The organism is Citrobacter sp. Cpo069 (assembly GCF_030332785.1).
Taxonomy (GTDB): Bacteria; Pseudomonadota; Gammaproteobacteria; order Enterobacterales; family Enterobacteriaceae; genus Citrobacter; species Citrobacter portucalensis.
Map to the genome: position 1 here is coordinate 474,937 of NZ_JAOWHD010000059.1, position 21,962 is coordinate 496,898.

General features: G+C 51.6%; 22 protein-coding genes. 6 read left to right on the plus strand and 16 right to left on the minus strand.

Annotation, left to right across the window (positions count from 1 at the left end; genetic code table 11):
* The first annotated feature begins 30 nt into the window (after positions 1-30).
* Both OGY08_RS18325 and OGY08_RS18330 read left to right on the plus strand, forming a co-directional pair.
* On the plus strand, positions 31-633 hold the full coding sequence (locus tag OGY08_RS18325) for a TetR/AcrR family transcriptional regulator (protein WP_032942979.1): 603 nt from the start codon (positions 31-33) through the stop codon (positions 631-633).
* 78 nt (positions 634-711) lie between these two features.
* Complete coding sequence (locus OGY08_RS18330; protein WP_048235640.1) at positions 712-1,866, plus strand: MFS transporter; 1,155 nt, start codon at positions 712-714, stop codon at positions 1,864-1,866.
* A gap of 194 nt (positions 1,867-2,060) precedes the next feature.
* Here the strand turns inward: OGY08_RS18330 and OGY08_RS18335 are convergent, their stop codons facing one another.
* Entirely contained in the window at positions 2,061-2,282 is a 222-nt protein-coding gene (locus OGY08_RS18335) for a hypothetical protein (protein WP_111465785.1), read from the minus strand.
* A gap of 404 nt (positions 2,283-2,686) precedes the next feature.
* Between OGY08_RS18335 and shiA the strand changes: the two genes are divergently transcribed.
* From shiA to OGY08_RS18350, 3 genes are all read left to right on the plus strand, one after another.
* Positions 2,687-4,003 (plus strand): shikimate transporter, encoded by a 1,317-nt coding sequence (shiA, locus tag OGY08_RS18340; protein WP_003832199.1) that lies wholly within the window; start codon positions 2,687-2,689, stop codon positions 4,001-4,003.
* A 118-nt stretch (positions 4,004-4,121) separates the two neighbouring features.
* Complete coding sequence (locus tag OGY08_RS18345; protein WP_032942969.1) at positions 4,122-5,576, plus strand: AMP nucleosidase; 1,455 nt, start codon at positions 4,122-4,124, stop codon at positions 5,574-5,576.
* A 15-nt stretch (positions 5,577-5,591) separates the two neighbouring features.
* Complete coding sequence (locus OGY08_RS18350; RefSeq protein ID WP_241177280.1) at positions 5,592-7,370, plus strand: aminopeptidase P family protein; 1,779 nt, start codon at positions 5,592-5,594, stop codon at positions 7,368-7,370.
* Positions 7,371-7,425: 55 nt separating this feature from the next.
* Here the strand turns inward: OGY08_RS18350 and ptsG are convergent, their stop codons facing one another.
* From ptsG to yceD, 14 genes are all read right to left on the minus strand, one after another.
* Positions 7,426-8,859 (minus strand): PTS glucose transporter subunit IIBC, encoded by a 1,434-nt coding sequence (ptsG, locus tag OGY08_RS18355; RefSeq protein WP_003836725.1) that lies wholly within the window; start codon positions 8,857-8,859, stop codon positions 7,426-7,428.
* 416 nt (positions 8,860-9,275) lie between these two features.
* Complete coding sequence (locus OGY08_RS18360) at positions 9,276-10,073, minus strand: metal-dependent hydrolase (RefSeq protein ID WP_020996495.1); 798 nt, start codon at positions 10,071-10,073, stop codon at positions 9,276-9,278.
* Between the two features lie 10 nt (positions 10,074-10,083).
* Complete coding sequence (holB, locus tag OGY08_RS18365; RefSeq protein WP_125363415.1) at positions 10,084-11,088, minus strand: DNA polymerase III subunit delta'; 1,005 nt, start codon at positions 11,086-11,088, stop codon at positions 10,084-10,086.
* Complete coding sequence (gene tmk, locus OGY08_RS18370) at positions 11,085-11,726, minus strand: dTMP kinase (RefSeq protein ID WP_008784374.1); 642 nt, start codon at positions 11,724-11,726, stop codon at positions 11,085-11,087. Before tmk ends, holB begins: the two co-directional genes overlap by 4 nt.
* Positions 11,716-12,738 (minus strand): cell division protein YceG, encoded by a 1,023-nt coding sequence (gene yceG / locus OGY08_RS18375; RefSeq protein ID WP_125363414.1) that lies wholly within the window; start codon positions 12,736-12,738, stop codon positions 11,716-11,718. Before yceG ends, tmk begins: the two co-directional genes overlap by 11 nt.
* Before the next feature lie 2 nt (positions 12,739-12,740).
* Complete coding sequence (gene pabC, locus OGY08_RS18380; RefSeq protein WP_125363413.1) at positions 12,741-13,550, minus strand: aminodeoxychorismate lyase; 810 nt, start codon at positions 13,548-13,550, stop codon at positions 12,741-12,743.
* 135 nt (positions 13,551-13,685) lie between these two features.
* Entirely contained in the window at positions 13,686-14,927 is a 1,242-nt protein-coding gene (fabF, locus tag OGY08_RS18385; protein WP_003036260.1) for a beta-ketoacyl-ACP synthase II, read from the minus strand.
* Positions 14,928-15,012: 85 nt separating this feature from the next.
* Positions 15,013-15,249 (minus strand): acyl carrier protein, encoded by a 237-nt coding sequence (gene acpP, locus OGY08_RS18390; protein ID WP_000103754.1) that lies wholly within the window; start codon positions 15,247-15,249, stop codon positions 15,013-15,015.
* Between the two features lie 154 nt (positions 15,250-15,403).
* Positions 15,404-16,138 carry a 3-oxoacyl-ACP reductase FabG gene (fabG, locus tag OGY08_RS18395; protein ID WP_125363412.1) on the minus strand — a complete coding sequence of 245 codons (735 nt, stop codon included), beginning with the start codon at positions 16,136-16,138 and terminating at the stop codon, positions 15,404-15,406.
* Between the two features lie 12 nt (positions 16,139-16,150).
* A complete protein-coding gene (fabD, locus tag OGY08_RS18400; protein ID WP_003832182.1) occupies positions 16,151-17,080 on the minus strand; it encodes an ACP S-malonyltransferase in 930 nt (309 codons plus the stop codon).
* 15 nt (positions 17,081-17,095) lie between these two features.
* Positions 17,096-18,049: a beta-ketoacyl-ACP synthase III gene (gene fabH / locus OGY08_RS18405; RefSeq protein WP_003832181.1), complete on the minus strand. Its 954-nt coding sequence runs from the start codon at positions 18,047-18,049 to the stop codon at positions 17,096-17,098.
* Between the two features lie 77 nt (positions 18,050-18,126).
* On the minus strand, positions 18,127-19,206 hold the full coding sequence (plsX, locus tag OGY08_RS18410) for a phosphate acyltransferase PlsX (protein ID WP_071846967.1): 1,080 nt from the start codon (positions 19,204-19,206) through the stop codon (positions 18,127-18,129).
* 123 nt (positions 19,207-19,329) lie between these two features.
* Entirely contained in the window at positions 19,330-19,503 is a 174-nt protein-coding gene (rpmF, locus tag OGY08_RS18415) for a 50S ribosomal protein L32 (protein ID WP_003036242.1), read from the minus strand.
* A gap of 16 nt (positions 19,504-19,519) precedes the next feature.
* Entirely contained in the window at positions 19,520-20,041 is a 522-nt protein-coding gene (yceD, locus tag OGY08_RS18420; RefSeq protein WP_003036239.1) for a 23S rRNA accumulation protein YceD, read from the minus strand.
* A 197-nt stretch (positions 20,042-20,238) separates the two neighbouring features.
* Between yceD and OGY08_RS18425 the strand changes: the two genes are divergently transcribed.
* On the plus strand, positions 20,239-20,823 hold the full coding sequence (locus OGY08_RS18425) for a Maf family protein (protein WP_003832177.1): 585 nt from the start codon (positions 20,239-20,241) through the stop codon (positions 20,821-20,823).
* A gap of 82 nt (positions 20,824-20,905) precedes the next feature.
* Here the strand turns inward: OGY08_RS18425 and rluC are convergent, their stop codons facing one another.
* The gene (rluC, locus tag OGY08_RS18430) at positions 20,906-21,859 is read right to left on the minus strand and encodes a 23S rRNA pseudouridine(955/2504/2580) synthase RluC (RefSeq protein WP_003036228.1); all 954 of its coding nucleotides are present in this window, start codon (positions 21,857-21,859) and stop codon (positions 20,906-20,908) included.
* Positions 21,860-21,962 lie beyond the last annotated feature (103 nt).

Genomic DNA, 21,962 nt, shown 5'->3' on the forward strand with positions numbered 1-21,962 from the left:
GCCTCAACTCATTTCAAGTCCCACATCCCTATGAGTGCTGAAAAACCAACCTTTCCAGGTCGTCCACGAAAGTTCGAAGATCAGGATGTCATTGATGCTGCCGTCGCTGTTTTCAGCGCCAATGGTTATGCAGGCACCTCTGCGCAAGATTTATGCAATGGTACGGGATTAGGGCGGGGAAGCCTATACAATGCCTTTGGAAGCAAGCAAGCCCTGTACGAGCAAGCTTTGTTGCGCAGCCACGAACAAACTATGTCAGCACAGTTAACAATACTCACACAGCCAGGTCTGGTAAAAGAGCGATTGCACACCCTTCTGCTCTGGGGTATTGCCGAAGATCTTTCTCAGCCAGAGCAGCATGATGCGATGGTCTTATTTTCAGCCCTGGAGATGGGCAGTAAAGATGAAGCCGTTGCGAGCCTGAATAATGAATATCGTCAGCATTTAGAAAAAACGCTGGTGTCGGTATTCATCGAAGGCCAACGAAGCGGCGAACTGAACAATAAAGCATCAGCCGTCGAAATGGCGAGAGGCTTTATGGCAGGCTATTACGGTTTACGTGTACTGAATAAAAACATTACAGATAGAAAAATCCTCGAAGATGTCGTCGCTGGTCTGTTAATCAATTTATAAATTTAAGCGAAAAAATTCATTATTTACTCGCACTCATTTTTGTAACGATCATTCCAATACAAGGAAAAATAAAAAAACATGCCATTAGTCGTTTATATTTTAGGGTTAGCCATTTTTTCATTAGGTACAGCAGAGTTAATGGTGGCGGGTATGATGACCACGCTATCGGAAGCATTTGGTGTTACAGTCGGCGAAGTCGGGCATTTGATTTCATATTATGCATTCGGTGTAATGCTAGGTGGCCCGGTATTAACCTACACCTTTCTTAAGTTTAAAGCGCCCTATCGCTCAACATTATTATGGCTGTTAGGGTTATATGTTATCGTACAAGGATTAAGCGTCTTTGCCTCTGATTACAATGTGCTAGTTGCCATTCGCATCGTGACAGGTATTTTATGTGCAGGGTGTTTAAGTCTTTCACTCGCGACAAGTATGGCTCTTGTATCTGTAGAAAATCGCCCTCGTGCCGCATCAATAGTGATAGCAGGTTTTATGGTATCCAATGTCTTTGGTGTACCTATCGCGACAATCATTGACCAGCACTGGGGCTGGAAAATGAGTTTTGGGCTGGTCGCGGTCCTGGTTTTCATATGCCTGCTAGCATTAGTACGTTTATTGCCACATATGAGCGGCGGCGGTGCTATCAAGATGGCTGAAGAGATTAAGGCATTTAAAAATAAAGCCTATTGGAAAGCCTGTGCAACCAGCTGTTTGATTTTGGGAGCAAGTTTTGCGGCATTCAGTTATTTTGTCCCCGTGCTGACGGATGTCAGTGAATTTACAATGCAGACGGTTCCCTTCATTCTGATGCTTTATGGACTAGCCAATATCATCGGGAATATGGTAACGGGACGTCTTGCATATCGCCATAGTTTAACTGTTATGGTTGTCGGCTTAACAATATTGAGTATTTCTTTGCTCGGCATGGCGCTATTTGTTCAATATCAGGTCATTGCTATTCTGGCTGTTATACTTATCGGTTTATCTGGCGTGCCAATGAATCCGGCAATGATGGCAAGAATTGTCAGCGTGGCACATCCAGGGCCAATGGTCAATGCCGTTCATACTTCCGTGATCAATATTGGATTAGGTGGCGGTTCTTATTTAGGTGGAATGGCAATTTCATCTGGATTCGGTTTACGTTCAGCTCTATGGATTGGAATGGTATTAGCGGTTCTGGCTTTATTATCCGTATTACCTTATATCCGTCGTAGTAAACAAGGCTGGAGTTAATAGGTTCTGAAGATAAAAATGCCCCACTTATAAAAATCACGGGGCGTCGATTTAGCCGTTAAATTTTATTCAAAGCTAACTGGCCGCATATCGCTCAAAGTTGCTCCTCAGCTCCACGTCAGGCGCGGAGTAAACGCATCCGTGTAAGAGCATAATTTTCATGTGCCACTAAAGCAGCGTGTTCCCTTCGACATTCAGTCAGCTTTATACGCCTGCCACTCGCGCCAGACATTCTCAGGATCAATATCGCGGTAGCCGCGCTCTCTGATTATATCCTCGGCTGCTTCGGCCGGCAGGCGGATGGCTGTAGCGCCATCGCGGATGGACTCAACCTCATCGCGGGTCAATTCCCGTCCCATGTCCTGTTCTTTATCAATCAGGACGGCGATCAACGCAGGGATAAAAACAATCTTCATACTGATAAGCCTCTGAAATATTCGCATACCACTGTATCACTGACAGTTTTGATATAGTTCAGTAATCGTTAATTTATTACCAGGACAGGAATCATTCATGACATTACAAATCCGTGAAGCTACACCGGCGACGCGATGTTGCTTAATGCGCTGGGCCACCGCATCTACCGCGCACACTTTGAACAAAAGGCAACAATTTTTGAACACCCTGCTTTCGAGCGGTTTTTTTGCTTTTCTGTTTTCTCATTCATCTTATTTTTCATGTTGCCCTCAGATGAGGGAGATAATCGTTTTCACTTCCCGTCTGTCGCGGTAATCTCATAACGGTCGTTAATATTGCGACTGCAATGTGTGTAACCCAACTCAAATACTAATAACTAAAAAACAGTACAGACAGGATAACTATGGATTCCTCCCTCACCTCCACGGGTCCCCAACAGGACGCCTCTTCACTTAACCGCGCCCGACGCGCTGCGCTTGGTAGCTTCGCGGGTGCCGTGGTCGACTGGTATGATTTTCTGCTTTACGGCATCACTGCCGCACTGGTCTTTAACCGCGAGTTCTTCCCGCAGGTCAGCCCGGCGATGGGGACACTTGCCGCATTTGCTACCTTTGGCGTTGGATTTTTGTTCCGTCCGTTAGGCGGGGTGATCTTCGGCCACTTCGGCGATCGCCTGGGGCGTAAACGTATGCTGATGCTCACCGTCTGGATGATGGGGATCGCCACTGCACTGATAGGGATTATTCCTTCCTTTGACACCATTGGCTGGTGGGCACCTGTGCTGCTGGTGACGCTGCGCGCTATCCAGGGGTTTGCCGTTGGCGGTGAATGGGGCGGGGCGGCGTTGCTCTCGGTCGAAAGCGCGCCGAAAAATAAAAAAGCCTTCTACAGCAGCGGTGTTCAGGTCGGTTATGGCGTCGGGCTACTGCTTTCTACCGGTCTGGTCTCGCTGATTAGCTCGCAAACCACCGATGAGCAGTTCCTGAGTTGGGGCTGGCGTATTCCATTCCTGTTCAGCATCGTGCTGGTATTGGGCGCGTTGTGGATGCGTAACCGAATGGATGAATCGGCCGAATTCGAACAGCAGCAACAGGCGCCGCAACCAGAGAAAAAGAGACTACCGGTAGTCGAGGCGTTAATCCGTCATCCAGGTGCCTTTTTGAAAATTATCGCTCTGCGCCTGTGTGAACTGCTGACGATGTATATCGTCACTGCGTTTGCCCTAAATTACTCCACGCAGAATCTGGGCTTACCCCGTGAACTGTTTCTGAATATCGGCTTGTTGGTGGGTGGGCTGAGCTGTCTGACCATCCCCTGCTTCGCCTGGCTCGCCGACCGTTTTGGTCGCCGGCGCGTTTACATTACCGGCGCACTGGTCGGGACGCTCAGCGCATTCCCGTTCTTTATGGCGTTAGAAGCGCAATCCATTTTCTGGATCGTTTTCTTCGCGATTATGTTGGCCAACATTGCACACGATATGGTGGTCTGCGTGCAGCAACCTATGTTTACCGGTTTGTTTGGCGCAAGCTATCGCTACAGCGGCGCAGGCGTTGGTTATCAGGTAGCAAGCGTGGTTGGCGGCGGTTTTACCCCCTTCATTGCTGCTGCGCTGGTAACATTCTCCGGCGGAGACTGGCACAGTGTGGCCATTTATCTGATGGCGGGTTGTCTTATTTCCGCCACTACAGCATTGCTGATGCGGGATAAGCAGCACGGTTAAGCCCGGGTGCGGAGGCCGTCCGGTCTTCGCACAATCTTCCTCAACGTCTGACTTTTGTTTCACATTCCTGTGACATACTATCGGGAGAGCAGTACATCTGTGGAACAAGGAGACAGACATGAACAATAAGGGCTCCAGCCTGACCCCGGCTCAGGCACTGGATAAACTGGACGCGCTGTACGAGCAGTCGGTAAAAGCACTGCGTAGCGCCATTGGTAAGTATATTGAAACAGGGACGCTCCCTGACGTAATCGCCCGCCATAACGGTCTTTTTGTTTACCCATCACTGTGTGTCACCTGGGATGGCAGCGCCACCAATCCCCCTAAAACCCGCGCCTATGGTCGTTTTACCCATGCGGGCTGCTACACCACTACGATTACCCGTCCGTCGCTTTTTCGTCCGTATCTTGAAGAACAACTCACGCTGCTGTATCAGGATTATGATGCGCATATCTCAGTTGAGCCGTCGCAGCATGAAATTCCCTATCCGTATGTCATTGACGGTTCTGAACTGACGCTCGACCGCTCGATGAGCGCCGGCCTAACGCGCCATTTCCCCACAACCGAGTTGTCACAGATTGGCGATGAAACAGCCGACGGTACCTATCATCCGGCGGAATTCTCCCCGTTGTCGCACTTCGACGCCCGACGAGTAGATTTTTCGCTGGCTCGACTACGCCACTACACGGGAACACCGGTTGAACATTTTCAGCCTTTTGTGCTGTTCACCAACTACACCCGCTATGTCGATGAGTTTGTGCGTTGGGGTTGCAGCCAGATCCTCGACCCGGACAGCCCGTATATCGCGCTTTCTTGTGCGGGTGGGATCTGGATCACCGCTGAAACTGAAGCGCCTGAAGAAGCCATCTCCGATCTCGCCTGGAAGAAACACCAGATGCCCGCCTGGCATTTAATCACCGCCGACGGTCAGGGGATCACACTGGTCAATATCGGCGTTGGCCCGTCTAACGCCAAAACCATTTGCGATCATCTGGCCGTACTGCGTCCTGACGTCTGGCTGATGATTGGTCACTGTGGCGGACTGCGTGAAAGCCAGGCGATTGGCGACTATGTTCTGGCCCACGCTTATCTGCGTGACGACCACGTGCTGGATGCAGTTCTACCGCCAGATATTCCAATTCCGAGCATCGCGGAAGTGCAGCGCGCACTGTATGACGCTACCAAAGAAGTCAGCGGTATGCCCGGCGAAGAGGTTAAACAACGCCTGCGTACCGGTACCGTCGTCACCACTGACGATCGCAACTGGGAGCTACGCTATTCCGCTTCTGCGCTACGCTTTAACCTCAGCCGCGCGGTGGCTATCGATATGGAAAGTGCCACCATCGCCGCCCAAGGATATCGTTTCCGCGTTCCGTACGGCACGCTGCTGTGCGTTTCCGACAAGCCGCTGCACGGTGAGATCAAACTGCCTGGTCAGGCCAACCGTTTTTATGAAGGTGCCATTTCTGAGCATCTGCAAATAGGTATCCGGGCTATCGATCGTTTGCGTGCTGAAGGCGACCGACTGCACTCCCGTAAATTACGTACATTCAACGAACCGCCGTTCCGTTAAGACCTGAAGGTAACTATGCACAACTCAACTCCTCTTTCCGCCCTGCGCAACCTGCTGATAGCGCAGGGGCTGGATGGCATGATTGTTCCGCGCGCCGATGCTCATCAAAGTGAAGATTGTACGCCGCATGACAATAAACTAGCCTGGCTGACCGGTTTTAGCGGCTCTGCTGGCCTCGCGTTGGTCCTTCGGGATCGCGCGTTAATGTTTGTCGATGGACGCTATCAGGTCCAGGTACGCAATGAAGTCTCGCTGGATGATTTTGAAATTCATCATTTACACGATGAGCCGCTGGCCGACTATTTGCAGTCTCATGTTGCAGCAGGTAAACGTATCGGCTTTGAACCAATGCTGATGGTCAATAGTCAGTTTGAAGCACTGTCGGCAACCCACTGCGAGCTGGTGCCTCTTGAGCAAGATCCTTTTGACCAGGTATGGCTAGACCGCCCGGCAGCACCCTGCGGCATCATTCGTGAAATGCCCATTGAAATCAGCGGGGAAAGCAGCACGCAAAAGCGTGCCCGCGTCGTGGAACAACTCGCTCAACACCAGGCTGACGTGCTGGCAATTACCCTGCCGGATAACATTGCCTGGTTATTGAATGTGCGTGGTTCGGATCTGGCCATGGTACCAGTGCCGTTTTCGTTTGCCCTGCTCCATCGCAGCGGTGAGCTGGAATGGTTTGTGGATAGCAATAAAACGCAACAGCTCCCCGCATCACTGCTGGATACGCTTACTCTGGCCCCGCAAGATAATTTTCTGACTCGCTGCCAGCAATTAGCTAATGGGAAGCGTTTCCTGGTCGATAAAGACTACGCCCCGGTCGCATTGCGTTTTGCCATTGAAGAACACGGTGGCAACGTCTTATGGGCGCCCGATCCCATCACTCTGATGAAATCCCACAAAAATGACGTTGAACTGGCAGGCTATCGGGAATGCCATGAACAAGATGGCGCAGCCTGGGTAAACTTCCTTGCCTGGCTGGCCCATGAAGTTCCTTTGCGCGAAGCGGCAGGCAATCCGGTCACCGAGCTGGAAGCGCAGGCCAAGCAACTGGAATTTCGCCAGCAGCAGCCGGGATTTATCGAGCAAAGTTTCAGCACGATTTCGGCCTCTGCCAGCAATGCCGCAATGTGCCATTACCACTCCAGTGAAAAAACCAATACGCCAATTACCTCACAGGCCATGTATCTGAATGATTCCGGTGGCCAGTACCACAATGGTACGACGGATACGACGCGTACCCTCGCGTTTGGCCCACAGGATCCGCAACGTCGCCTGCATTACACTGCCGTGTTGAAAGGCTTTTTGTCGCTTATTTCGCTGCAGTTTCCCAGCGGGACTCAGGGCCATCAACTGGATGCTTTTAGCCGCCGGGCGTTGTGGGAGCTGGGACTGGATTTTGATCATGGCACGGGACACGGCGTGGGTCACCAGTTGCTTATTCATGAGCAACCCCATCGCATCGCCAAAAAAGTAAACCCGTGGCCACTGGTCGCAGGCAACATCATCACCATCGAGCCGGGTTATTATCTGGCCGGACAATATGGGATCCGTATTGAGAATCAGGTGGAGATTATCAACAGTCGTCCTGGTTTCTGTCGTTTCTCAACGCTGACGCTGGTACCGATTGATTTGAATCTGGTCGAACTGCATCTGCTGAGTGATGCTGAGAAACAGTGGATTGATGATTACCACCAGCAGGTCAGAGAGACACTATCCCCGCGCGTGAACGCAGAGGCTCGTCCCTGGCTGTTCGCTGCCACCGCACCGATTCGCGTTCAGGCTAATTAATGCAATAAAAAAGGCAGCCCGCAGGCTGCCTTAGTTCTCCCCAACTTCTTACTGCTTAGCTGTTACGGATGTACTCATCCATTTCAGTTTTCAGGTTATCGGACTTAGTCCCGAAGATAGCCTGAACACCGGAACCAGCTACCACAACGCCTGCCGCACCCAGTTTCTTCAGGCCAGCCTGATCCACTTTAGCAACGTCAGCCACGCTGACACGCAGACGAGTGATGCACGCATCCAGGTTAGTGATGTTTTCTTTACCGCCGAATGCAGCAACCAGAGCCGGAGCCATTTCACCGGTCGCACCTGCTTTGCTGTCTTCGGTAGCATCTTCACGACCTGGCGTTTTCAGGTCCAGCGCTTTGATCAGCACACGGAAGATGGTGTAGTAAACAATCGCATAACCGATACCGACAATCGGGAACAGCCACAGTTTGCTGCTGTTACCGGACAGAACGATAAAGTCGATCAGACCGTGGGAGAACGACGTACCGTCGCGCATACCCAGCAGGATACAGATCGGGAATGCCAGACCAGCCAGAATCGCGTGGATGATGTACAGGATCGGCGCCACGAACATGAAGGAGAACTCGATCGGCTCGGTAATACCGGTCAGGAACGAGGTCAGCGCCGCGGAGATCATGATACCGCCCACTTTCGCGCGGTTTTCTGGTTTAGCAGAGTGCCAGATAGCGATAGCAGCAGCCGGCAGACCGTACATTTTGAACAGGAAGCCACCGGACAGTTTGCCCGCAGTCGGGTCACCCGCCATATAGCGAGGAATATCACCGTGGAACACCTGACCCGCAGCGTTGGTGTATTCACCGATCTGCATCTGGAATGGAACGTTCCAGATATGGTGCAGACCAAACGGTACCAGGCAGCGCTCAATGAAGCCATAGATACCGAACGCCACGACCGGGTTCTGGTATGCAGCCCACTGAGAGAACGTCTGAATAGCAGTACCAATCGGCGGCCAAATGAAGGACAGAACCACACCTGTGAAGATGGCAGCCAGACCAGAAATGATAGGAACGAAGCGCTTACCCGCAAAGAAGCCAAGATACTCAGGCAATTTGATACGGTAGAAACGGTTGAACATATACGCTGCAATCGCACCGGAGATAATCCCCCCGAGAACACCCGTATCAGCAAGGTGTTTAGCGGCGATCTCTTCAGCAGGTAAATGCAGAACCAGCGGCGCAACAACAGCCATGGTCTTAACCATGATGCCGTAAGCAACAACGGATGCCAGTGCAGATACACCGTCATTATTAGTGAAGCCTAACGCAACACCGATAGCAAAAATCAGCGGCATGTTCGCAAAAACAGAACCGCCTGCTTCTGCCATTACGTGCGATACAACGGCTGGCAGCCAGCTGAAGTTAGCGGAACCGACGCCCAGCAGGATACCTGCAATCGGGAGTACGGATACCGGCAGCATCAGCGATTTACCGACCTTTTGCAGGTTAGCAAATGCATTCTTAAACATAATTAGGAGTGCTCCTGAGTATTTGTGCTTATACACTTCATCCTTCAAACCGCCTCAGGGTGGGCTGCGCTCGTTCATCCCAGTCACTTACTCTAGTAAGCTCCTGCAATTCACTCACTTGCCGCCTTGATGCAGCTTGATTGACTTTATGTATTCTACGTTCTCACGCATTGGCGAGGGGGGAGAACCTCGCCGTGTACAGGGCATCTAAGTACCCTTTATTTATTACACAGAGTAAAATAATTCAGTTTGTTTTTGTTTGACGGCTATCACAGTTCAGTCGTGAATGGCCGCAAAATCCGCACATTCCGATAAAATGCGTTTCTGAATGTGTCAAACTGATTATTCACCGCCCATTTTGTGGCGGTGAACTTTACTCGCATTAGTGATTAATTACGAGCTTTAAAAAAAGTCAGTTAACGAACAGATTGCAGGCGAGAAGCGTCGATGTGAAACAGGCGGGCAAAGTTATCAGTGGTTGCCTGCGCCAGTTCTTCAACGGCAACACCTTTCACTACGGCCATGTACTCTGCAACGTCACGAGTCATGGCGGGCTGGTTCTCTTTTCCACGATGCGGTACAGGCGCAAGGTAGGGAGAATCCGTCTCGACCAATAACCGGTCCAGAGGAACATAGCGGGCGGCATCACGGAGCTGCTCTGCATTTCGGAACGTGACGATGCCGGAAAACGAGATATAGAATCCAAGGTCCAGTAATTTGCCCGCCGTTTCTCTGTCCTCTGTAAAACAGTGTAGTACGCCGCCACAATCCGTCACTTTTTCTTCGCGCAGAATAGACAGCGTATCGGCTCGCGCATCGCGGGTATGCACGATAACCGGCTTCTGTAACTCACGGCCGATCTGAATATGGTGGATAAAAGATTCCTGCTGGCGCACCTTTGTTTCCGGCGTGTAAAAATAGTCCAGCCCGGTTTCTCCCATCGCCACAACCCCCTCTTCGGCGGCAAAGCGACGCAGGTCCTCAACATCATAGGTTTCATCCTGATTTAACGGATGCACGCCGCAGGAGAAAACCACATTGTCACGCTCACCGACCAGTTCGCGCATACTGCGATATCCTGGCAGAGTTGTCGCAACGGCAAGACAGAACTTCACATCACGTGCGGCCGCTTTCGCCAGCACGTCATCCACGTCCTTATGCAGAGATTGATAATCCAGGCCATCAAGATGGCAGTGTGAGTCGACTAAAAACATAATGTCTCTCTCAAAGATGGGGAACAGGCAGTACGGTGCCCGGTTGCAGGTAATGCTCAATACGAAGAATAAGATCGGTTAACACCAGTTCACGGTTTACGCCCGTTACGTTCAGCAGTTGCTGACGACAATGACAAACGTCACCGAGTATCGCCTGTATCTGGGCAACGGATAACCGTTCTGCGATAGAAGATATCAGGTCCAACGCATCAGGATTCGTTAAATGGGAAACGCCATACGGACGTTTCAACGCATCGGTCAACAACGTTGCCAGCCAGTGTAAACGGGCGGTAGCCTGATCGTGATTTAACGCCGCGAGCAAGATATACCAGTCGCCTGTGTTTAATGTGTTCACCAGCGCCGCACAAAAATCTGTGCGGTGCGCCCAGCTTTCAGCCTGTAACAACGTAAGTGCCGCGCCTGGCGAACCAGCACTCAGGCGTAACGCGCTAAGCAGCGCTTCTGACGATGCAGTCACCTCACGAGCGAGCCAGGAGATCGCATACGACTCCGGAGGTGGCGCAAGATGATGTAACCGGCAACGACTGCGTAATGTCGCCAGCAAGCGAGCTGGCTCTGTGCTGGCGAGGAAAAACCAGGTTTGTGACGGGGGTTCTTCCAGCGTTTTCAGCAAGGCGTTGGCGGCGGCATCGGTTAACTGGGCAGCATCCGGGATCCACACGACCTTTGCACCGCCGAGACGCGAATGCTCGTACAGCTTTTCACTGACTTCGCGTACCGCATCAACCCCCAGCGTGCTTTTGCCTTTTTCCGGCAGCAACGAATAGTAGTCAGGGTGCGTCCCCGCCTGCATTAGCTGACAGCCGCGGCACTGTCCGCAGCTTTTATGCCCTTCCGGCTGCTGGCACATTAAATAGCGGCTGAGGGCGTAAATCAGCGCGTCGTCGCCCATTCCGGGTAACGCCTGAATCAGTAACGCATGGTGACCACGACCCGTCTGGTAGCTGGCTACCAGTTTTTCAAAATCCGGTCGTAACCATGGGTACCATTTCATGCGCCCTGCTCCTTCACCCATTGGGTGATGGTATGACGGATATCAGCCATCACAGCCTCCAACGGCTGCGTAGCGTCTATAGTACGAATGCTGGTGTCTTTGGCAGCCAGCTCAAGATAGCGCGCGCGAGTACGATTAAAGAAGTCGAAAGATTCCTGCTCAATACGATCCAGCTCGCCGCGGGCACGGGCACGCTTCAACCCGACTTCTGGCGTCACATCCAGATAGATCGTCAGGTCCGGGCGAAAATCACCAAGCACCGCATCGCGCAGGGTTGCCAGCATGTTTTGATCGATACCGCGTCCGCCGCCCTGATACGCCTGGGTCGACAGATCGTGACGATCGCCAATTACCCACGCGCCTTTCGCCAGTGCAGGTTTAATAACGGTTTCGACCAACTGTACACGCGCCGCGTAAAACATCAGAACTTCGGCTTTATCGGTAATGACCTCGTCACCGACCGATTTAATATCCAGCACCAGACTTCTTAGTTTCTCAGCCAGCTGCGTTCCACCAGGTTCACGGGTGAAAACCATGTCACGAATACCGAGTTGCTCAAGTGTCTCCACCACCACGTTACGCGCGGTGGTTTTTCCGGCGCCTTCCAGGCCTTCAATGACGATATAGTTACTGCCCATTTTTTTCCTTAAGCACTTTCAGGTAATCCTGCACGGACCGGTTATGGCTGGCAAGATTGGTGTTAAACGTGTGGCCGCCTTTACCGTCAGCCACAAAATAGAGATACGGCGTTTTTGCCGGATGCGCCGCGGCCTGCAATGAAGCCTCTCCCGGCATGGCAATCGGGCCTGGCGGCAGTCCCGTGATGGTATAGGTGTTATAGGCGGTCGGGGTGTCTAAATCCACACGCGACAATTTGCCATTATACCGTGTACCCATCCCGTAAATCACGGTCGGATCGGTTTGTAAACGCATACCGATACGTAAGCGGTTAATAAAGACCGAAGCCACCTGGTCGCGCTCGCTGGCAACCGCAGTTTCTTTTTCAATAATAGAAGCCATGGTTACCAGCTGATTTTTGTCCTGATAAGGCAGGCCATCAGCGCGCCCCTCCCAGACAGTATCCACCGCTTTAACCATTTTCTGATGCGCGCGTTTTAGCAACGCTACGTCAGTAGTATTGGCGGTATACATCCAGGTATCTGGCCAGAACCAGCCTTCTACCCATTGCGGGTTTTCCAGCTTAAGTTCCTCGGCCACGGTCTCATAGCTATCGTCGCTTAACGTATGTTTGATATACGGGGCATCACGCAGCTGTTTGAGGTAATCGCTCAGGCGCATCCCTTCAACCAGACGTAACGGGAACTGCGCCTCTTTGCCGCTTTCCAGCAGTTGCAGCATGTCCCGCACCGTCATGTCAGGCGTGAAGCGATATGTTCCGGCCTTAAAATGCGACAACTCGGGCTCCACACGCAGCAGCCACTGGAACACGCGCGGACGATTGATAACTTTGTCTGCATACAGCTGTTCGCCGAGAGCCAGACGGCCCGTCCCCGCTTTCAGCGTAAAAATCGTTTCTTCTTTAATCAATAATTTGCTGTCCGCCAGATGGCGAACTTTCCACATTCCCACTCCAGCGGCAATGCCCAGCACAACCAGCAATAACAGGACAACAAGTAACAGTTTTTTCATGACTAATTCGGGTGCTCACAAAGTGGGGCTAAATAATCGAATAACAAACGTGAAGACAACAACGTGTCGCCACAGGCACGCACGGGAATAATGGGCATTAACGCGTTACAGACGACGATTTCATCAGCCTGCATTACCTCCTCCAACCCGGCATACACTTCGACAATACTGAATGGCGATTGTGCCAGCATCCGGATACAGAATTGTCGCATAATACCGTTCACTCCGGCCTGGTCCAGCCGGGGCGTGTAAACCACATCGCCTTTACGCCAGAACAAATTAGCCGCACAGCATTCCGTAACCCATCCCTCGCTGTCAAGAACCAGCGCTTCATCGGCGTCCGTCTGTTCAAGATGAGAGCGAATCAACACCTGCTCCAGTCGATTCAGGTGTTTAAGCCCGGCAAGCAGTGGATTACGTCCCAGCCGCACTGGGCTTAGCGCCAGCGTAATGCCTTCTTGCCGCCAACGATCGTAATGATCGGGCCAGGCTGAAACGGAGAGGATGCGTGTGGCACTATGACAATTTTTGCCACTGTAACCCCGGCCTCCACTGCCACGGCTGATAATCACTTTCAACACACCGCGTACGTGCCCTTTCGCCAGCATTTTCATTTCATTTTGCAGCTCGGACCAATCTTCAAAAGAGATCAGCAGTTTTTGGCAAGCGCCTTGTAAACGCTCAAGATGCGCTGCAAAGAGAGGTATTTCACCGTCGATAATACGGGCAGTGGTAAAACAGCCATCACCAAATTGGGTCGCTCGATCGCTTGCGGCCAGCATATCTTGCTCGTAGCCATTAATTAAGAACATGGTGGCTCCTTATTTCTGGTCCGCTAGTTTGGCAGGATGAGTAACACAGGACAAGGGCGGAAAACCGAATAAAAAAAGGCCCGACAAGCGGACCTTTTCAATTTGCTATCGATGCTAGCGCATCACCTGACGGACTTAAATCTTTTTAAAGATCAAAGAGCCGTTGGTACCACCGAAGCCAAAGGAGTTACACAGCGCATACTCCAGACCACTAACCTGACGCGCTTCGTGAGGTACGAAGTCCAGGTCACAACCTTCATCCGGGTTATCCAGGTTGATGGTTGGCGGAATAGCCTGATCGCGCAACGCCAGGATAGAGAAAATTGACTCTACCGCGCCCGCCGCACCCAACAGGTGTCCGGTCATGGATTTAGTGGAGCTTACCATTACACGGCTTGCCGCATCGCCAAAGACAGATTTCACTGCCTGGGTTTCCGCTTTATCGCCCGCTGGGGTGGACGTACCATGTGCGTTGACATAGCCAATCTGACCCGCTTCGATAGCCGCATCGCGCAGTGCGTTGACCATTGCCAGCGCAGCGCCTGCACCGTTTTCCGGTGGCGACGTCATGTGGTAAGCATCGCTGCTCATACCGAAACCAACGACTTCAGCATAGATTTTTGCACCGCGCGCTTTCGCATGCTCGTACTCTTCCAGTACCACCATGCCAGCACCGTCGCCCAGCACAAAGCCGTCACGCTCTTTGTCCCATGGGCGGCTTGCCGCTTGCGGATTATCATTACGCGTAGACAGTGCACGTGCCGCGCCAAAGCCACCCACACCCAACGGCGTACTGGCTTTTTCAGCACCACCCGCAACCATCGCGTCTGCGTCGCCGTATGCAATGATACGTGCGGCATGACCGATGTTATGCACGCCTGAAGTACAGGCGGTCGCGATGGAGATGCTTGGCCCTTGCAGGCCGTACATGATGGTCAGGTGACCAGCCACCATGTTAACAATCGTCGACGGAACGAAGAACGGGCTGATCTTACGCGGTCCACCGTTTACCAGTGAGGTATGGTTTTCTTCGATAAGACCGAGACCGCCAATACCAGAGCCGATAGCGGCGCCAATACGATGAGCGTTCTCTTCCGTAATTTCGAGGCCAGAATCCTGCATGGCCTGAACGCCAGCGACAATTCCATATTGAATGAAGGCATCCATCTTGCGCTGTTCTTTGCGCGAGATAATGTCTTCACAGTTAAAATCCTTTACTAAGCCAGCAAATTTCGTTGCATAGGCGCTAGTATCGAAATGGTCGATCAGGCTGATGCCACTCTGACCGGCAAGGAGAGCTTTCCAGGTAGACTCTACGGTATTGCCGACAGGAGACAACATGCCCAGTCCGGTCACAACTACACGACGCTTAGACACGGTTGTCCTCCAGGGAGGGAAAATAATTCAAGTGGGATAAAAAGATAAAACTCAGGCGGTCGAATGACCGCCTGGAGATGTTCACTTACGCCTGGTGGCCGTTGATGTAATCAATGGCAGCCTGAACGGTAGTGATTTTCTCAGCTTCTTCGTCCGGAATCTCAGTATCAAACTCTTCTTCCAGAGCCATTACCAGCTCAACGGTGTCAAGAGAATCTGCGCCCAGGTCTTCAACGAAGGAAGCATTGTTGGTTACTTCTTCCTGCTTAACGCCCAGCTGTTCGCCGATAATTTTCTTAACGCGTTCTTCGATAGTGCTCATACTCTTAAATTTCCTATCAAAACTCGCTTTCGCGATGGTTTTCGTAGTGTATAAAATGTTGAAAAATTTGCAACTAAATCCCGGCAGGTCTTACCACGATTTTACGTTATTTTGAGGCCAAGACCTACAATAACGCAAATATTTTTCATCGTGGTTAAACCATGTACATCCCGCCGTTGACGTGCAAAGTCTCACCTGTGATGTAACTTGCTTCGTCAGAAGCTAAAAATGCAACCGCACTGGCGATTTCCTGAGCGCCGCCAAGGCGACCCGCAGGAACCTGCGCCAGAATACCCGCACGCTGAACATCAGACAGCGCACGCGTCATGTCCGTTTCAATAAAGCCCGGAGCAACAACGTTTACAGTAATGCCACGAGACGCAACTTCGCGCGCCAGTGATTTACTGAAGCCGATCAGACCCGCTTTCGCCGCAGCGTAGTTAGCCTGACCCGCATTTCCCATGGTACCAACCACAGAACCGATAGTGATAATACGCCCATGACGCTTTTTCATCATAGCTCGCATTACCGCTTTTGACAGACGGAAAACAGATGACAGGTTGGTTTCGATGATATCGTTCCACTCGTCATCTTTCATGCGCATTAACAGGTTATCACGAGTAATCCCGGCATTATTGACCAGGATATCGACTTCACCAAATTCTGCGCGAATATTTTCCAGAACAGATTCGATAGATGCCGGATCGGTCACATTCAACATCAGACCTTTACCATTTGCACCTAAGTAATCGCTAATGGCCTGCGCGCCGCTTTCGCTGGTAGCAGTACCGATAACTTTCGCGCCACGGGCAACAAGTGTCTCAGCAATTGCGCGGCCAATGCCACGGCTTGCACCGGTAACCAGCGCGATTTTTCCTTCAAAACTCATGGTCTTCCTCTTTTATTGCTCTAGCGCCGCAGACAATGCCGCCGGCTCATTCAGTGCCGAAGCAGTCAGGGTGTCAACAATACGTTTCGTCAGACCGGTCAGAACTTTACCCGGACCGACTTCATACAGGTGCTCTACGCCCTGGGATGCCATAAATTCAACGGTTTTAGTCCACTGAACCGGGCTATACAGCTGACGAACCAGCGCATCGCGAATTGCGTCTGCCGTGGTCTCGCACTTCACGTCGACGTTGTTCACAACCGGAACAGTCGGCGCGTTAAAGGTGATTTTCTGCAGCTCAACGGCCAGTTTCTCAGCGGCAGGCTTCATCAGCGCGCAGTGAGAAGGAACGCTGACCGGCAGCGGCAGCGCACGCTTAGCGCCCGCGGCTTTACAGGCAGCACCAGCACGTTCTACGGCTTCTTTATGCCCGGCAATAACCACCTGACCCGGTGAGTTAAAGTTTACCGGTGAAACCACCTGGCCTTCGGCAGACTCTTCGCACGCTTTAGCGATAGCGGCATCGTCCAGACCGATAATAGCAGACATGCCGCCAGTGCCTTCCGGAACCGCTTCCTGCATGAATTTGCCACGCAGTTCAACCAGACGTACGGCATCGGCAAAACCGATAACACCCGCACATACCAGAGCAGAATATTCGCCCAGGCTATGACCCGCCATCAGCGCAGGTGTTTTACCCCCCTGCTGCTGCCATACGCGATAAAGCGCAACGGATGCGGTCAACAGCGCGGGCTGCGTCTGCCAGGTTTTATTCAGTTCTTCAGCCGGACCTTGCTGAGTCAACGCCCACAGATCATAGCCCAGTGCAGCTGATGCTTCAGCAAATGTTTCTTCAACAATTGGGTAGTTTGCTGCCATTTCAGACAACATCCCAACGGTCTGGGAACCCTGCCCCGGAAACACAAATGCAAATTGCGTCATGTTTAAATCCTTATACTAGAAACGAACCAGCGCGGAGCCCCAGGTGAATCCACCCCCGAAGGCTTCAAGCAATATCAACTGCCCAGCTTTAATACGCCCGTCGCGGACGGCTTCGTCCAGCGCGCACGGTACGGAGGCAGCAGAGGTATTACCATGTCTGTCGAGCGTCACGACAACATTATCCATCGACATACCCAGCTTTTTAGCTGTCGCGCTGATAATGCGCAGGTTAGCCTGATGCGGCACCAGCCAGTCCAGCGCAGAACGGTCGAGATTATTGGCTTCCAGCGTTTCATCAACGATGTGCGCAAGCTCGGTCACCGCGACTTTAAATACTTCGTTACCCGCCATCGTCAGGTGGATCGGGTTTTCCGGGTTCACGCGATCGGCGTTAGGCAGCGTCAACAGTTCGCCGTAGCGACCGTCAGCGTGCAGATGCGTGGAGAGAATACCTGGCTCTTCTGATGCGCTCAGTACAACCGCACCAGCCCCATCACCGAAAATGATGATCGTTCCGCGATCGGTTGGATCGCAGGTACGGGCCAGGACATCGGAGCCAACGACCAGAGCATGCTTAACTGCGCCAGATTTAACGTACTGGTCGGCAACGCTCAGGGCGTAAGTGAAGCCAGCACAAGCGGCTGCAACGTCAAACGCCGGACAGCCTTTGATCCCCAGCATACTTTGGATCTGGCACGCCGCGCTTGGAAATGCGTGAGTGGATGATGTGGTAGCAACCACAATCAGACCAATTTGTTCTTTGTCGATGCCCGCCATTTCAATCGCACGGTTTGCGGCGGCAAAGCCCATCGTCGCAACTGTTTCATTTGGCGCTGCAATATGGCGTTCACGGATACCTGTACGAGTGACGATCCACTCATCAGATGTCTCAACCATTTTTTCCAAATCGGCGTTAGTACGCACTTGTTCAGGCAGATAGCTGCCAGTACCAATAATCTTCGTATACATGTACGCTCAGTCACTTTTTGGTTATATACCGCTACGAGCAAATCGCTGATACGTTGGCCACATTCACAAACGCACCGTTATCTGTGTGCTCGTGATTTTGCGCTTTCGCCACCGTCCAGCAGTTCGAATCCAGCTGGGTATACAGATTCCAGGCGAGCGGCAATTCGCTGAGGAACTTGTCGCTGCACCGCCTGCACTGCCTGTTCAATCGCGACTTCAAATGCTCGCTGATTGGCCGCACCATGACTCTTAATCACCGTGCCGCGCAATCCTAACAGACAGGCGCCATTATACTGGTCGGGGTTGAGGTGACTAAATCGCCTTGTCAGGCTTTTTTGTAACCAACGTTTTAATAACAGAAGCCACCACGACCGTTTTTTGCCCTCACCCTGAGATTTCAGCAGTGAAAGGAACATTCTGACAACACCTTCCATCGTCTTTAATGTGACATTACCTGTAAAACCGTCACAGACCAACACATCGGTTTTGCCAGTCAGTAACTCATTGGCTTCAAGATAGCCGATATAATTAATGGAAGGGATTGTTTTTAGCACAGCTGAAGCATCTCGAATACTGTCGAGACCTTTCGTTTCTTCTTCGCCGATGTTGAGTAACGCTACGCGAGGATTGGCAATGCCAACAACCTCTTCTGCCAGCACGGAACCCATGACGGCAAATTGCACCAACATCGTGCTATCACAATCTACGTTGGCGCCCAAATCCAGCACCACCGTTTTGCCCTTTTGCTGATGGGGTAACACCGTCACCAACGCAGGACGCTCAATCCCCTCAAGAGGTTTGAGCAATAACTTCGCAAGTCCCATGAGTGCGCCCGTATTACCGGCGCTGACACAAGCTTGTGCCTGACCTTCTTTCACGAGCTCTAGGGCAACACGCATTGAGCTTCCACGACTGGCGCGAATAGCTTGCGAGGGCCGGGCATCACTGGCAATAACTGACTGAGCAGGGATAATCTGCAGACGCGAACGTTGTTCGAAGTCAGCTTTGGCAAGTAATGGCGTGATTGTATCGGGATCCCCGACTAAAAGAAGTGTGAGTTGCGAATTAGAATTCAGTGCCTGCAATGCTGCAGGCACTGTCACGGTAGGGCCAAAATCTCCCCCCATGACATCTAACGCCAGGGTTAGACGTGTCAAGGTATCGTCGCTGCCCGGTTAGGTGTTTCCCCAGTTACCCGGGGAAAGCCTCACTAAGCTTCATCACGCGTTCACTCTTTGTCTTTCTCACCAGAAGTGGGAAAGCCATTGAGTCATGCGTGATTACTTAGCGATTACCTTACGGCCACGGTAGAAACCGTCGGCAGTGATGTGGTGACGCAGGTGTTGTTCACCAGAAGTTTTGTCTACAGACAGGCTGGTGACTGCGGTCAGAGCGTCATGAGAACGACGCATGCCACGTTTGGAACGGGTTGGTTTATTCTGTTGTACGGCCATGGACCTTACTCCTCAATTACTTACGCTTTAAGCTGGCTAATACGGCAAATGGGTTTGGTTTTTGCGCTTCATCAGGCAATTCGCCAAAGACCATGTCCGCCTCGGACACTTCACAGTGTTCAGAATCATGCACCGGAACTACCGGCAAGGAGAGGATAATCTCATCTTCAACCATTGCAAGCAGATCGATTTCACCGAATTCGTTAACCTCAATCGGCTCATACGCTTCCGGGAGTGCTTCAGCCTGCTCGTCAGAACGGACAGGACTAAAACAATATGTTGTGTGAACATGAAGTGGGAACGGTTTCCCGCAACGCTGACATTCGAGCGTAACCGATACCTTCGCATCACCGGTTATAACGGCGAGACGCTGGTTATCGATAGCGAACGACATGGAGCATTCCACATCACTGTCCACACTGACTACAGAATCGGCGACGCGCTCAACCAGATCAGAAGTATAGATACCTTCATAATCGAGGCGTTTTTGAGCCGTACGAACCGGATCAAGAGTCAGGGGTAATTTTACCTTTTGCATAGGGCGCGCATATTAACTTTGTAACGTCATATAGTCAAAGAAAAAGGCAGCCTGTGGTTGCCTTTTGCCAATAATTCGCACACATTGCGGGTCATCGACTTAAAATCGCTCAAGACAAGCCACTACAGCCAGCTTGTAGGTCGAAGTCCATAGTTTAAAATGGCTCTCATCAATACGCTATATGCGAGGGAAAAAATATGCCTCAACTTATTCTTGCTTCTACCTCCCCCTGGCGTCGCGCTTTACTCGAAAAACTGGCAATCCCGTTTGAATGCGCTGCGCCAGAGGTTGATGAAACGCCGTTGCCCGGCGAAGCACCACGCCATTTAGTCTTGCGACTGGCGCAGAAAAAAGCGCAATCTCTCGCCCACCGTTACCCATCGCATCTGATTATTGGCTCCGATCAAATTTGTGTTCTTGATGGTGAAATAACCGGCAAACCATTAACTGAAGAAAATGCGCGCCAACAATTACTCAAAGCCCGTGGCAATATTGTGACGTTTTACACCGGACTGGCGCTGTATAATTCTGCGACCGGACATTTACAAACCGAAGTAGAACCTTTTGACGTCCATTTCCGTCATTTAAGCGAGGCGGAAATTGATGATTATCTGCGCAAAGAGCGCCCGCTCCATTGTGCAGGTAGTTTCAAAAGTGAAGGGTTAGGTATTGCACTCTTTGAACGCCTGGAGGGTCGTGACCCAAATACCCTGATCGGTTTGCCGCTTATCGCGTTGTGTCAAATGCTGCGGCGGGAAGAGATGAACCCGTTGAATGCCTGATTGATCTGCCTGATGGCGACGCGATGCGTCTTATCAGGCCTACGGTGCATCACACGGTTGTAGGCCTGATAAGCAACGCGCATCAGGCTTTACTGCGTAAAACCTCGAGGCAGCGCTTCAATTGCTTATCCATCGGCGCCTCAATACGCATCACTTCACCCGTTCCCGGATGGGTAAATTTCAACGCTGCGGCGTGCAGGAAAAGTCGATTCAACCCCGTATCCGCCAGTTGCTTATCGAACTCACGGTCACCGTAGCGATCGTCAAAAGCAATTGGATGACCGGCATACTGGGTATGCACACGAATCTGGTGCGTACGTCCGGTCACCGGGCTACAGCGCACAAGCGTGGCAAACGCATAGCGCTCTTCCACTTTAAAACGTGTTTCTGACGGTTTGCCTTCCTGGTTCACCCGTACGATACGCTCGCCGCTTTGCAGAATGTTCTTTAACAGCGGCGCCTGCACGGTTTTGACATGCGACTGCCATTGGCCTCGAACCAGCGCGAGATAGTCTTTCTGCATGCCTTTTTCACGCAGTTGTTCATGCAATGAACGCAAGGCTGAGCGTTTTTTGGCAACCAGCAGCACGCCAGAGGTATCCCGGTCGAGGCGATGCACCAGTTCAAGGAAACGCGCTTCCGGGCGCAGTGCTCGTAATCCTTCAATGACGCCAAAGCTTAACCCGCTTCCTCCATGTACGGCCGTACCTGAAGGTTTGTTAAGCACCAGAATGTGGTCATCTTCATATAAAATGACGTCGGTCAGCGCCGCGACCTTTTGCAGGTTCGGTGAAATGGCCTCTTCTTCACGTTCAGCGACACGCACAGGTGGAATACGCACAATATCCCCGTCTTCGAGTTTGTACTCGGGTTTAATGCGTTTTTTATTCACCCGCACTTCGCCTTTACGCAAAATGCGATAAATCATACTTTTCGGCACGCCCTTAAGCTGGGTGCGCAAAAAGTTATCGATGCGTTGCCCTGCTTCGTCGGCAGTAATGGCAACTGTTTTTACGGCTGGAGTCTCTGTTTTCATGGGGGCCGATTTTAAATAGCCATCAAGATTCGCGCCACACATTTTTCTATGCTTATATTAACTGCTATACCCTATTACTTAAGTTTGACATAGCCGATTTGGT